Source organism: Streptomyces sp. NPDC041108 (assembly GCF_055592645.1).
The window spans coordinates 155,299-167,994 of the sequence record NZ_JBVIYK010000013.1 but is presented as its reverse complement, the minus strand read 5'-3'; the positions used below and the strand labels follow the sequence as shown (position 1 = coordinate 167,994).

Genomic DNA, 12,696 nt, shown 5'->3' with positions numbered 1-12,696 from the left:
AACCTCACCTGACCTGCGGAAACGAGGCAGTTCGCGGGTTACGGCCCACGGCGCGCGCCGCGCGGTGTTCAGCTCACGGCACGCGGCTCACACCATCCGGGTCACTGCCCGACGAGACCCGGCTGGAGCACCTTCGTGTACAGCACGGTCCCGTCCTGCTCCCGCAGCCGTACCGTCAGCTCCCCGCTGTGGCCGTCGATGTCGACCTCGCCGAAGAACTGGTAGCCGCCCGCCGGCGAGACGTTCGCCGTCGTCGGCGCCTTCATGAACACCCGTTCGGGTCCGAAGGTGTTGTCGAGCGCGTTCGCCGGGAAGGCGCCCGCGTTGAGCGGACCCGAGACGAACTCCCAGAACGGCTCGAAGTCGGTGAACGCGGCCCGCGACGGCTGGTAGTGCTGCGCCGAGGTGTAGTGCACGTCCGCCGTCAGCCACACCGTGCCGGTGATCCGGCGGTGCTTGACGAACCGCAGCAGTTCGGCGATCTGCAGCTCCCGACCGAGCGGCGCACCCGGGTCGCCCTGGGCGACGGCCTCGATGTTCGGTCGGCCGTCGCCGGTGTCCGGCACCACCAGCCCGAGCGGCATGTCGGAGGCGATCACCTTCCACACCGCCCGCGACTTCGCCAGCTCCCGCTTGAGCCACTCCAACTGCTCGGCGCCCAGGATGCCCACCGCGTCGGTGGTCTGTGTGTCGGGTGAGTTGGCGTTGCGGTACGTCCGCATGTCCAACACGAACACGTCCAGCAAGGGGCCGTGGCGCAGCACGCGGTGCACGCGGCCCTCCCGGGCGCCAGGCCGCAGCGTGGAGATCGGGAAGTACTCGCCGAAGGCCCGCCGCGCCCGTGCCGCCAGCACGTCCACGCTCTTCTCGGTGTACCGGGCGTCGGTGAGGATCTCGCCCGGGTACCAGTTGTTGGTGACCTCGTGGTCGTCCCACTGCACGATCGACGGGACCTGCGCGTTGAACCGCTTCAGGTTCTCGTCCAGCAGGTTGTAGCGGAAGTTGCCCCGGAACTCCGCGAGCGTCTCCGCGACCTTCGACTTCTCCTCGGTGGTGACGTTCCGCCAGGTGCTCCCGTCCGGCAGCGCGGCCGTCGCCGCGATCGGGCCGTCGGCGTAGATGGTGTCGCCGCTGCACAGGAAGAAGTCCGGGTCGAGTGCGCCCATCGCGTCGAAGATGCGGTAGCCGCCACGGTCGGGGTTGATGCCCCAGCCCTGGCCCGCCAGGTCGCCCGACCACACGAACCGCGCCCCGGAGCGCCGCTTGAGCGATGTCGTACGGAAGGTGCCGGTGACCGGCTCACCGGTGCGGCGCGGGTCGTCCGGGTCGGCGAGCAGCACCCGGTAGTGGATCTGCTCACCCGAGGGCAGGCCGCGCAGTCGCGTCGTACCGGTGAAGTCCGTACCAGCGCCGAGCAGCGGGCCGTGCCATCTGCGCGGGTTGCGGAACGACTCGGTGGCGGACGTCTCGACGATCATCCGGGCCGGACGGTCCGACCGCACCCACACCAGGCCGGAGTGCGCGGTCACGTCGCCGGCCTGCACACCCCAGCCGGCCTTCGGCCGCCCCGAGAGGGCCAGCGCCGGCGCCGAACCGAGTGCGACGGAGCCGGGCAGCGCCAGCGCGGCCGACGCCGCGAGCGAGCCGCGCAGCACGCTGCGGCGACCGGGCGGGGGACTCGGTGGACGGTGTGACATGAAAGCGCCTCCAGTGACGGATCCTGCCGATGTGCACAGCCACAACTACGGGTACGCCGCAGCGCACACGCAAACGACAAGTGAACAACTGGCCGGACGCCTGGGGAAGCGGTGACACTCGCGGATGGCCGAACGCCCCGCTGAACGCGGCCGACCCGGCCACCTTCTACGGCGGCGACCGCACCGGATACACCGGCTACCCCACCCTCGACGCGGCACAGAAGTGGCATGGCACCGGCGCGCGACCCGTCGGGCGCCGGTAGAGGCGCCACCTGAGGGTGAAGGGACAGGGTAAGTCGATCAAAGTGGTCGGGGTAGGGGTGCCAGGCCGGTCTCGCAGAGGTGTGCATCTCCTGGTGGGTGGCGTGGTCTGCCGGCCCGCGACGAGTAGGCTGATCGTTCGTCATCGGACGGGGAGGCCGGCGTGGACTATGGCGACAAGCTCTTCTGGCTCTCGGTTGTGATTCAACGCAAGTACGCGCAGATCTGCGCCGAGTTCGACCTGACCCCCTCGCAGGCCACGCTGCTCTGCGCAGTCAGGAACGAGCCGCGGCAGATGGCCGACCTCGCCGCGTCGTTGGGTATGACCAAGAACGCATTGAGCCAGCTGGTCGATCGCACCGCGCGGCGCGAGTTGGTCGGCCGGGCAAGCTCGGCGCAGGACCGACGGGTCGTCATGCTCAGGGCGACGCCTACGGGGAAGGTGCTCGGCGAGGCCGTTTACGCCGCGGTCGCCAAGCGCCTGCCCGAGATCGCGAGGAACCTCGACGCCGACGACCAGCGCGACTTCGAGCGCGTGGCCACCGCCATCGTGGACACCTCGGACCTCTCTTCGCCCACCTCGAACCCGCCCATCACACCGTGAGGTCCCGCTGACACCCGCACCTTGACGTAGTTCATGCCGTGAACTAGTTTCGTTCATGGCGTGAACTAGTGAAGGGTGGCAGCGATGAGCACACAGACGACCGGCACGATCGCAGTCTTCGGCGCGACGGGGCAACAGGGCGGGGCGGTGGTCGACGCGCTACTGGACCACAAGGCGCGGGTGCGGGCTTTAGTGCGCAACCCGCAGTCCGACCGGGCTCAGGCGCTGGCCGCCCGCGGCGTCGAGCTGGCGGCCATCCGGGCCGACGACCCGGCGTCACTGGCCGCCGCGCTGGCGACGGTCGAGGGGTTCTACTTCATGACCCCGGAGGCGAACAGCCTGGAAGAGGTCGAGGCGGAGATCCGCATCGGTACCGCGCTCGTCGACGCGGCGGTCGAGGCGGGCGTCCCGCACGTCGTGTTCAACTCGGTCTTCGGAGCGGACCGGGAGTCGGGTGTGCCGCACCACGACTCGAAGCACTGGATCGAGGAGCACCTGAGGAAGTCCGGCCTGAGGGCCGCGATGGTTCGCGCGACCGCCTTCATGGAGAACTTCGCGAGCGTGATGGCACCGAGCCTGGAGCATGGGGAGATCGTGCTGAGGCTGCCGCTGCCGGAGGACGTCGCCCTGAAGATGATCTCGGTCAGGGACATCGGCCGGGTCGCCGCCGCGCTCCTGCTCGACACCGCGGAGGCGCCCGGCGGAGTCGTCGAGCTCGTCGGCGACGAGCTGACGGGCCCCCAGATCGCCGCGGCGTTCGGCGCGCGCGCCGGGCTCCCGGCACGGTACGAGGCCCTCCCGTTGAGCGTGCTTCCCAACGACCTCGACAAGGCGATGTTCCGCCAGTTCGCGAAGGCGGCGGAATACCCTTCGGACCTGGCGGTGGTGCGCTCGATCGAGCCGGCCACCCTGGACCTGGTCGAGTGGATCCGAGCTACCGGCTGGAGCGCGCCCACGAACGTGGCTGGTTCCTGAGCCTCCGGCCGCGATGAAGGCCCCGCGATCGTGCCCACGGTCTCGGCGCTCTGGGCACGGCAACGCATCCGCCAACGGTTGAAGTAGTCACGAAGCTCCCGGGGCGTGCCCAAGGCCGACACCGGCACACTGGTTGTCGAGAGGCCGCCGGTCGACGGCGAGGTAAGGATCCACGTCCAGGAGGCCCCGGGCCGCCAACCAAAAGGCCTCACCGACTACGCCCGCGAGGCCCGCCGCGCCGGCGTCTGGACCCGTATAGCGGATGGCAGGAATAGGCTTGACCGTGTGCCAGCGGCCAGTTCGGAATCCCCGCGTACGGCCAGTTGTGATGTCACTCTTGGCTACGGCCCGGGCTCGACGTCTGACCCGATCGGTCACATGCGGATGAACGCGACCGGTTGTCGGGCCACGTCAGTGCCAGGCACAGGCGATCAGCTGTCCGCGGAGTGGGCGTCGGCAAGGGCCTCGCCGAAGAGCCGTCCGGCGAGTTCCACGCAGCGCATCCGGGCAGGAGAGAAGTCGTAAGGCATCTTGGTGATCGCTGCGGCGGCACTCATCTCTGTGCCCTCCTCCCCTTTCAGGTCGGCGTCGTAGATCTCGAAGATCTTCTCCTCGTCCGCGTCGAGACCGGCTGCCTCGATGGCCTGATTCAGGGCCATTTGGTGAGCGCATCGCTGTACGGCGAGCTCTTCGACGCGCGGGTCGTCGGGTTCGACGCCGTCGTCGAGGGCGGCCTCGGCCGCCTCAAGACGGTCCTCCTCGGCCCGCAGGTCGGGGTGGGTGGCCAGCACGATGAACGTGCCGGCCTGGATGGCGGCGCCCAGCGGCCCGAAGATCCGTTCTGTGACTAGCAGGGCGTCCAGATCGGAGGGGCGCAACGCGCCCGGGGGCAGGTGGCTGAGCCGGTCCGTGACCGGTTCGGAGAGCAGCCCCAGCGGGCTGCCCACCGCCTGCAGGCGCTGGACAGCCGAGCGCCGACGTTTGATGGCGGCCTCCTGCGCCGCCAAGGTTTCCTCCAGCCGGCTCAGGACCGACTCGATATCCGGGGCTTGGTCCAGGGCTTCGTCTCCAGCTTCGTCCCGGGCTTCGCCGAAGGCGGCCCGCATGTCGTCCAGGCTGATACCTGCATCAGCCATCTTGCGGATCCACAGCAGGCGGGTCATGTCGTCATAGCCGTAGCGGCGGCGGCCGTCCCCGCCGCGCTCGGGCTCCGGCAGCAGACCGATCTCGTGGTAGTGGCGGATGGCGCGTGGGGTGATCCCTGCGAACGCAGCGGCATCACCGATCTTGACCTGCCGGGGAGGCGTGAGGGAGGGGTACATCGCAGACAGAGCCTTTCGTGCTGTGGTGCCCCGACCCCACCACATGCCGCTACGGCATGTGCAACAACTCCATCCAGGTGCCACCGGAGTCAGGCCCTGGCTGCCGCCGGGACCGATCAAGAGTCACCCGTGAGCCTCCGACCAGCTCCAGCCAACGGCGGGTCTTGCCAACCAGGCTGCGTCGTCACACGAGGTACGGGTCCGTCGGTGGGTGCGGGGCTGTCGGTCGCCCGGGTTCGGGGGCGCCGGTCCCGCCACCGGTCGGCGGGTGCCGTCGGGTCAGCGGCTGCCGTCGAGGATCACGCGCGCCACCAGGGCCGGGTCGTCGTTCATGGGGCAGTGGCCGCAGCCGGGGAGGCGGACCAGGCGGGCACCGGGGATGATCCGCTTGGCGCGGACGCCCTGGCGGGGGACGAGCAGCCAGTCCCGAGTGCCCCAGGCCAGGGTGATCGGGAGGCCGGGGACGTCGTCGGTGAACAGGATGCTGCCGCCGGCCCGCAGGGTGTCGTCGAACCCCGTCGCGCCGGCCAGCGCAAGGGTCTCGGCGACCACGGCCTCGGGTGAACGGCGGCCCGGACGGGCGTAGATGGTGCTCGTCAGCGCGGTGCGGCCGGCCGCCGAACGGGACAGCCGTTCGACCAGTGGCAGGGGCATGCGCCGCGCGATGTGCCGCATGGTGAGCAGGATGCCGAACGCGTAACGCCGCTCGGCCTCGTTCCAGAACCCGGCCGGGGACAGGGCGGTGACGGACCGTACGAGCTTCTCGCGGCCCAGTTCCAGGGCCAGCAGACCGCCGAGGGAGTTGCCCGCCACATGGGGGCGGTCGAGTTCCAGTGCTTCGCAGAAGGCGCCGAACACGGCCGATGTCGTGGGCAGGTCGTAGGTGAGCCCGTCCGGCAGCGCGGGGGACTCGCCGAAGCCGGGGAGGTCCACGGTGATGACCTCGCGTTCGGCGGCCAGGATGTGCGTCACCGGGTCCCAGGCCTGCCGGTGGTGGCCGATTCCGTGCAGCAGGAGCAGCGGCTCACCGGTGCCCTCGCGCGTGTAGGAGACCGTCACGGGCCGCGGGCCGAGCGGGGAGGGGACCTGGAAGGAGACCGTGGCGGCGGACATGGTGCAGCTCCTCGTCTGGGAGTGGGCGCGCGGACGTACGACGTTCATAGACAGCTTGTCAGCAACTGCTACCGGCGGGTAGTCCCTGTGGGTAACAAGCCCGCGAGCGGGCCCGGAATCGCCTGGACAGGCCCGCGTCCCCCGGGATGGGATGGAGCGGTGACCACCGATATCGCGACCGACGTCTTCGAAGAGCACCGCTCCGTCCTCATGGGAGTCGCCTACCGCATGCTCGGCCGTGTCGCCGACGCGGAGGACGTGGTCCAGGAGGCCTGGCTGCGCTGGTCCGGCGCCGACCGGTCCGAGGTGCGCGAACCGCGCGGCTACCTGGTCCGCGTCACGACACGGCTCTCCATCGACCGGCTGCGCCAGGTGCAGTCCCGCAACGAGGCGTACCCCGGCCCCTGGCTGCCCGAGCCCTACGTCACCGACTACGGGGTGACCGTGGAGGACACCGCCGAGCGGGCCGTCCTCGCCGACACCGTCTCGCTCGCCGTCCTCGTCGTCCTGGAGTCCCTCTCGCCCCTGGAGCGCGCGGTGTTCGTGCTCAGGGAGGCGTTCGGCTACCCGTACGCCGAGATCGCGGCCATGATCGACCGCGCCGAGCCCGCCGTGCGTCAGCTCGCCGGGCGCGCCCGCAGGCATGTCGACGAGCGGCGTCCGCGCTATGAGGTGGATCCGGCCGAACGCCGGGAGCTGACCGAGCGGTTCCTCGCCGCGGCGGCCGGCGGTGACCTGGACGGACTGATGTCGCTGCTGGCTCCCGACGTGCGCCTGGTGGGCGACGGCGGCGGTCTAGGCAAGGCCCCGGTGCGCGTCCTCGAAACCGCCGACAAGGTGGGACGGTTCCTGCACGGCGTGGCCGGCAAGGGCCTCGCGGACGCGTCGTTCCGCTTCATGGAGGTCAACGGAGGTTTCGCGGTGGTCCTCCAAGCCGGCGGCGAGATCGACAGCGTGTTCCAGCTCGATGTCGCCGACGGGCGTATCCAGTGCGTCTACATCGTGCGGAACCCGGAAAAACTGGGGTCTCTGACGGTGGAGCAGTAGTTCTCCGGGTGAGGGAGGCGGCTGTTCGTGCTCTTTCCGGGCCCGGCGTGATCGCCGCCCCGGTCCCCGGCCCGCCTCCGCCCCCTCCTCGCCGCTTCCTGCCCCGGCCCGCAGTCCGGTCCGCCGTCCTGCCGTGAAGCCTCGATGAACGCTGCCGGGCGTCCGGCCGGCCCGACGCCCCGGCGGCCGATGATTGGTCTTGACCAAGGGTGGGGGCGGGCCTATGGTCGCAAGAAAGTGCAACAACCTTTAATAAACAAGGGCGCTAAAAACGCCGCCGGGACACGGCGAAGCAGCGGAGGACAGGGTGGGGACCCAGCAGCTCGAAACGGTGCCGGAACCGAAGTACTGGCATCTGAAAACCGTGCTCAGTGAGGCATTGGACTCCGAGTTCTCGGTGGGAGAGATCCTGCCCAACGAACGTGATCTCGCCGCCCGCTTCGGGGTCGCCCGAGCCACGCTCCGCCAGGCGCTGGAGCAGCTCGAACTGGAGGGCCGGCTGCAGCGCCGTCGCGGCGTCGGCACCACCGTGGCGCCTCCGCGCGTGCGCGTCGCGGTCGGCACCCGTCAGCACGCGTGGCCGGGCACGGCCGGCGACGCCTGGCAGGCCGTGGACTGCACGTCCGCCGCACCGCCCGCCGCGGTCGCCGACATCCTGGAGAGCGTGCACGGTGAGCAGGTGCACGTCGTACGCCGCTCCCGTGTGTCGCACGGCCAGCCCGTCGCCGCCGAGCTGCTCTACATCCCCGCGGACTCGGTGCCCGCCCTCTCCGCCATAGACGCGCCCTCGGGCGCCGCACGCGCGCGTGCCGTGCTGCGCGAGCTGCAGCGCCTGGAGCTGGAGGGGCAGGACCGCTCGGTGGAGCTGGGCTCCGCCCGCGCGGACGACGCCAAGGAACTCGACCGGCTGCCCGGCGCGCCCGTCCTCGTCGTCACCACCCGCTTCCACGCCGAGGGACGCACGGCGGCGGTCTCCCTGGCCACCTACCGTGCCGACACCTGCCGACTGACCTTCGGTGACTCGGGCGGCGTCGAGATCCACCACGGCCCGGAGCGCCACGCGTCCTGACGACGCCGGCAGCCCCTGCGAGCCACAGAACGCCGCGCCCCCGGGGCGCGGCGTTCTTGTGTCCGCAGGTCAGCTCGGCCCTCATGCCGGAGAACCGGCTCAGCGCCGCGCGGTCACCGTGCCCTCCACCGCGAACAGCTGTTCCTCGACATGGTCCAGGGCGAGCCGGAGCGCGCCCATGGCGACGGCCGTCTCACCCAGGCGGGAGAGGGCGACGCGGGGCGGGCGCAGGCAGTAGCGGGCCAGCTCGTCGCGCAGCGGGTCGAGGACGTCGTCGATGCCGGTCGCCCAGCCGCCGACGACCACGAGTTCCGGGTCGAGGGCGAGGACGAGGGCCGTCACGTCGTGCACGAGCCGTTGTATGAAGCGGTCCACGGCCTCGCGGGCCCGCTCGTCGCCCTCGCGCGCGTGCTTGAAGACCTCGGCGACCGCCTGCTCGTCGAGCGGATGCAGGGGCTCGCCCGTGGTCGACAGCAGCGCCTCCGGGGTGGCCTCACGGCCCAGCAGGTGCAGCGCCCCGATCTCGCCGGCCGCGCCGCCGTAACCGCGGTGCAGCCGCCCCCCGATCAGCGAACCGGCTCCCGGGCTCAGGCCCGCCAGCACGAACACCACGTCGTCGGACTCGGCGGCCGCGCCCTTCCAGTGCTCGGCGACGGCCGCCGCGTTGGCGTCGTTCTCGACCAGGACGGAGCACTTGAAGGAGCGGCTCAGCCGCTCGCCCAGGTTCAGGCCCGTCCACTCCGGCAGGGCCGCGCACAGGCGTACGGCGCCGTCGGCCTCGATGATCCCCGGGCTGCCGACACCGACCGCCCGCAGCGACGCCCGTGAGACACCGGACCTGCGCAGCAGCTCGGCCACGGTCGAGCGCAGCCGCTCCAGCCGGTCGTCCGCCGACGCCGCCTCGGAGATCTCCCTGGACAGGGAGCCCAGCACCCTGCCGTCGAGGTCCGCGAGCAGCGCGGTCACCTGGTGCGAGCCCACGTCCAGGCCCAGCAGATGGCCCGCCTCCGCCCGGAACCGGTAGTGCCGCGCCGGGCGCCCCTGCCGCCGGGCGGCACCCTCCTCGGCGGCCTGCTCGACGACGAGGCCGGCCTCGACCAGCCCCTCGACCACGCCCTCGACCGTGGGCCGGGACAGACCCGTGACCCTGGTGATCTCGGTCAGGGTCGCGTGGTCGGTGGCGCGCAGCGCGTGCAGCACCACCGCCGAGTTGATCCTGCGGAGCAGAGAGGGATCCCCGCCGGTCAGTCGCCCCAACGTCCGTCCTCCCAGCTCGCGCGCGTGTGTGCCGGATGGTACTCGCCACGGCGGTGCCGGGCGAGTGCCCGCCGCCCCCGACCTGCGGAATCCCGGCCTAGGCGCCCGACCGACCGCCCGCCGGGCGAGCTGTGGGGACACCTGCCCGAGCGGCCGCGCAACGACTGGACGTCCCCCGGACCTCTGGCCGGGCATCGGGCCGGACCTCTGCCGGACCTCGGTCGGTACGGGCGAGTCCTCGGCCGTACACGGGCCGGTCCTCCGGATGCCGGCGGCCGGCCGTCCCTGCCGCACGGCCGCCTGACTCCGTGCCAATTGTCAGTGGTGCCCGCTTTACTGGACCGCATGAGCATCACCCAGCACCTCGCCGTCATCGACCGGCTGTGCTCCGAGCCCTTCCCGGGGGAGCCCTGCCGGTCGGACGCCGGAGAGGCCGGACCGGGCTATCACGTCGCCGAGTTAGCGACGAGCGCCGACTTCTGGGACGACGACGGCACACGTCGGGAGGAGACGGAGGAGCAGTACGAGGCGGACCGGGACGCCCTTTCGGAGCGGCTCACCGCACGCTGGGGCGCCCCGGACGTGTTCAGTCTGTGGAGCGTCCTCGACCGCTCCATGGAGGGCGAGGAGATACCCGAGCCCTGGGCGGCCCTCAGTTCCCATGTCCCGGATGTGCACCTCTGGCGGGCCGACGGCCGCTGGGTCGCCCTCGGTGTCTCCCAGTGGGACAAGGAGCAGCCGTTCCAACTCGTCGCGCTGATAACGGAGATCGACCCGCCGTGACCGCCGGTCCCGGCGCCCGGCGCGGCGGTCAGCTCTCCGCCGCCACCCGCAGCCGCCCGAACTCCTCCGCCATCGTCGCCGCCGTCCAGTGCGCGTTCAGCCCGCTGGGATTGGGCAGCACCCACACGCGCGAGGCCCCGATCGTCCGCTCCTGCGGCCCGACGGCGGCCCTGCGGTCGCCGAAGGCGGCCCGGTAGGCGGTCACACCGACCACCGCGAGCCAGCGCGGCCGGAGGCGTTCCACCTTTGCGGTCAAGAGGCGTCCGCCCTCGACGTACTCCTGTGCCGTCAGCTCGTCGGCGCGTGCCGTCGCCCGCGCGACGACGTTCGTGATGCCGAGCCCGTACGACGGCAGTTCGCCCTGTTCGGACGGCTTGAGCAGGCGGGGTGTGAACCCCGACAGATGCAGCACGGGCCAGAAGCGGTTGCCGGGGCGGGCGAAGTGATGGCCGGACGCCGCCGTCATCAGCCCCGGGTTGATGCCGCAGAAAAGCACCCGGAGGCCGTCCGCGGTGACATCCGGCACCAGCCGGTCGCGGGCGGCCTCCAGTTCGGCCTGGGTGTAGCGGGTCAGAGGATCGCCCCGGGCGTGTAGCCGGCGGCCTCCGGACGCTGCTTCACGATCTCCTCGATCCGGCCGACGACCACGGCGACCTGGTCGGCGGCGGCGCCCGTGAAGGAGAGCTTGTCGGCCATCAGCGCGTCCAACTGGGCACGGTCCAGCGGGATGCGGTCGTCGGCGGCGAGCTTGTCGAGGAGTTCGTTGCGCTCGGCGCCCTGCTCGCGCATGGCGAGCGCGGAGGCGACGGCGTTCTCCTTGATGGCCTCGTGCGCGACCTCGCGGCCGACGCCCGCGCGCACCGCGCCCATCAGCACCTTGGTGGTGGCGAGGAACGGCAGGTAGCGGTCCAGCTCGCGGGCGACGACGGCCGGGAAGGCGCCGAACTCGTCGAGAACGGTGAGGAACGTCTCCAGCAGGCCGTCCAGCGCGAAGAAGGCGTCCGGCAGCGCGACCCGGCGGACCACCGAGCAGGAGACGTCGCCCTCGTTCCACTGGTCGCCCGCCAGCTCACCGGTCATCGACGCGTAGCCGCGCAGGATGACCATGAGGCCGTTGACGCGCTCGCAGGAGCGGGTGTTCATCTTGTGCGGCATCGCGGACGAGCCGACCTGGCCCGGTTTGAAGCCCTCGGTCACCAGCTCGTGCCCGGCCATCAGCCGGATCGTCTTGGCGATCGACGAGGGCGCCGCCGCGACCTGGACGAGAGCCGTCACGACGTCGTAGTCCAGGGAGCGCGGGTAGACCTGCCCCACCGAGGTGAACGCCTGCGCGAAGCCGAGGTGCCCGGCGATCCGGTCCTCCAGCTCCGCGAGCTTGCCCGCGTCCCCGCCCAGCAGGTCCAGCATGTCCTGGGCCGTGCCCACCGGGCCCTTGATGCCGCGCAGCGGGTAGCGGCCGAGCAGCTCCTCGACGCGCCCGTACGCCACGAGCAGCTCGTCGGCGGCGGTCGCGAACCGCTTGCCGAGGGTGGTGGCCTGCGCGGCCACGTTGTGCGAGCGGCCGGCCATGACCAGTTCGCCGTACTCACCGGCCAGCTTGGCGAGGCGGGCCAGCACGGCCACCGTACGGTCGCGCACCAGCTCCAGAGAGAGCCGGATCTGCAGCTGTTCGACGTTCTCGGTGAGGTCGCGGGAGGTCATGCCCTTGTGGACGTGCTCGTGCCCGGCGAGGTCGTTGAACTCCTCGATCCGCGCCTTCACATCGTGCCGGGTGACCTTCTCGCGTTCGGCGATGGAGGCCAGGTCGACGGTGTCGAGGACTCGCTCGTAGTCGGCGAGGGCCTCGTCCGGCACCTCGATACCGAGGTCCTTCTGCGCCCGCAGCACGGCCAGCCAGAGCTGCCGCTCCAGCCTCACCTTCTGCTCGGGCGACCAGAGCGTGGCGAGCTCGGCGGAGGCGTAGCGTCCGGCGAGGACGTTGGGGATGCGGGGCTTGGCTGGCGCGGAAGTCACGTGTACGGATTCTACTGGCGATTCGTGCAGGTGGGCGCCCAGGGTCTCTTCGGAGGAACCTACGAAGCCCGGTCGCGGAGGTCGGGAGGCGTGGCGAGGCGCCGCCCGGCACCCGCGGGGCACCCGCGGGCTCCGCGTCCTCAGTGCCCGTCCGCCAGCTCCGCCAGGATGTCCCCGTGGCACGGCTCCGGGGCGCACCAGCAGGCCAGGGTCTTGCCGCGCAGCTTCGGTACGAGAGCCATCAGCTCGGGGTCGGACGTCAGGTACTCCCGGTACTTCGCCATCACCTCGGCCCGCGTCCCGTCGCGCTTCTTCTTCTCGGTGTCGTACTGGAACGGGTTGAACAGCGGATGCCGCGGCAGGTCCCAGTGGCCCATGGTCCAGCGACGGCCGATGTACACCACGTCGCTGGGAGCGAATTCCAGCCGGGGGCCGAAGTCGCGGATGCGGCCCTTGAGGTTGATCACGGTCGTGGTCACACGCGCCTCCCGGTACGGCGGTTCCCTACCGTAGCGGGCCCTCGTACGGCAGCAACTCGGGCCGGCCGAGTGGCCC

13 protein-coding genes are annotated in these 12,696 nt (G+C 71.3%); 6 read left to right on the top strand and 7 right to left on the bottom strand.

Going from position 1 to position 12,696, the window contains the following annotated elements:
* Nucleotides 1-101: 101 nt before the first annotated feature.
* Complete coding sequence (locus ACZ6BB_RS31160; protein WP_471618444.1) at nucleotides 102-1,697, bottom strand: alkaline phosphatase D family protein; 1,596 nt, start codon at nucleotides 1,695-1,697, stop codon at nucleotides 102-104.
* 80 nt (nucleotides 1,698-1,777) lie between these two features.
* Between ACZ6BB_RS31160 and ACZ6BB_RS31155 the strand changes: the two genes are divergently transcribed.
* The 3 genes from ACZ6BB_RS31155 to ACZ6BB_RS31145 all read left to right on the top strand — a co-directional run bounded on the left by ACZ6BB_RS31155 (nucleotide 1,778) and on the right by ACZ6BB_RS31145 (nucleotide 3,537).
* Nucleotides 1,778-1,960, top strand: coding sequence for a hypothetical protein (locus ACZ6BB_RS31155; RefSeq protein WP_471618443.1), 183 nt, complete (start codon nucleotides 1,778-1,780; stop codon nucleotides 1,958-1,960).
* A gap of 161 nt (nucleotides 1,961-2,121) precedes the next feature.
* Nucleotides 2,122-2,562 carry a MarR family winged helix-turn-helix transcriptional regulator gene (locus tag ACZ6BB_RS31150; protein ID WP_471618442.1) on the top strand — a complete coding sequence of 147 codons (441 nt, stop codon included), beginning with the start codon at nucleotides 2,122-2,124 and terminating at the stop codon, nucleotides 2,560-2,562.
* 84 nt (nucleotides 2,563-2,646) lie between these two features.
* On the top strand, nucleotides 2,647-3,537 hold the full coding sequence (locus ACZ6BB_RS31145; protein WP_471618441.1) for an NmrA family NAD(P)-binding protein: 891 nt from the start codon (nucleotides 2,647-2,649) through the stop codon (nucleotides 3,535-3,537).
* A gap of 431 nt (nucleotides 3,538-3,968) precedes the next feature.
* Here the strand turns inward: ACZ6BB_RS31145 and ACZ6BB_RS31140 are convergent, their stop codons facing one another.
* Complete coding sequence (locus ACZ6BB_RS31140) at nucleotides 3,969-4,859, bottom strand: MerR family DNA-binding transcriptional regulator (protein ID WP_471618440.1); 891 nt, start codon at nucleotides 4,857-4,859, stop codon at nucleotides 3,969-3,971.
* Nucleotides 4,860-5,138: 279 nt separating this feature from the next.
* On the bottom strand, nucleotides 5,139-5,972 hold the full coding sequence (locus tag ACZ6BB_RS31135; protein ID WP_471618439.1) for an alpha/beta fold hydrolase: 834 nt from the start codon (nucleotides 5,970-5,972) through the stop codon (nucleotides 5,139-5,141).
* A gap of 159 nt (nucleotides 5,973-6,131) precedes the next feature.
* Here ACZ6BB_RS31135 and ACZ6BB_RS31130 point away from each other — a divergent pair, with 159 nt between their 5' ends.
* Both ACZ6BB_RS31130 and ACZ6BB_RS31125 read left to right on the top strand, forming a co-directional pair.
* Entirely contained in the window at nucleotides 6,132-7,019 is an 888-nt protein-coding gene (locus ACZ6BB_RS31130; RefSeq protein WP_471618438.1) for an RNA polymerase sigma-70 factor, read from the top strand.
* Nucleotides 7,020-7,326: 307 nt separating this feature from the next.
* Nucleotides 7,327-8,088, top strand: coding sequence for a GntR family transcriptional regulator (locus tag ACZ6BB_RS31125; protein WP_471618437.1), 762 nt, complete (start codon nucleotides 7,327-7,329; stop codon nucleotides 8,086-8,088).
* A gap of 99 nt (nucleotides 8,089-8,187) precedes the next feature.
* Here the strand turns inward: ACZ6BB_RS31125 and ACZ6BB_RS31120 are convergent, their stop codons facing one another.
* Entirely contained in the window at nucleotides 8,188-9,345 is a 1,158-nt protein-coding gene (locus ACZ6BB_RS31120) for an ROK family transcriptional regulator (protein ID WP_471618436.1), read from the bottom strand.
* A 345-nt stretch (nucleotides 9,346-9,690) separates the two neighbouring features.
* Here ACZ6BB_RS31120 and ACZ6BB_RS31115 point away from each other — a divergent pair, with 345 nt between their 5' ends.
* Complete coding sequence (locus tag ACZ6BB_RS31115; protein ID WP_471618435.1) at nucleotides 9,691-10,128, top strand: hypothetical protein; 438 nt, start codon at nucleotides 9,691-9,693, stop codon at nucleotides 10,126-10,128.
* Nucleotides 10,129-10,156: 28 nt separating this feature from the next.
* Here the strand turns inward: ACZ6BB_RS31115 and mug are convergent, their stop codons facing one another.
* From mug to ACZ6BB_RS31100, 3 genes are all read right to left on the bottom strand, one after another.
* Nucleotides 10,157-10,654, bottom strand: coding sequence for a G/U mismatch-specific DNA glycosylase (gene mug, locus ACZ6BB_RS31110; protein WP_471618434.1), 498 nt, complete (start codon nucleotides 10,652-10,654; stop codon nucleotides 10,157-10,159).
* Between the two features lie 44 nt (nucleotides 10,655-10,698).
* Entirely contained in the window at nucleotides 10,699-12,141 is a 1,443-nt protein-coding gene (gene purB, locus ACZ6BB_RS31105) for an adenylosuccinate lyase (protein ID WP_471618433.1), read from the bottom strand.
* Nucleotides 12,142-12,281: 140 nt separating this feature from the next.
* Nucleotides 12,282-12,620, bottom strand: a complete 339-nt coding sequence (locus ACZ6BB_RS31100; RefSeq protein WP_471618432.1) for a DUF4326 domain-containing protein — start codon at nucleotides 12,618-12,620, stop codon at nucleotides 12,282-12,284.
* Between the last annotated feature and the right edge of the window lie 76 nt (nucleotides 12,621-12,696).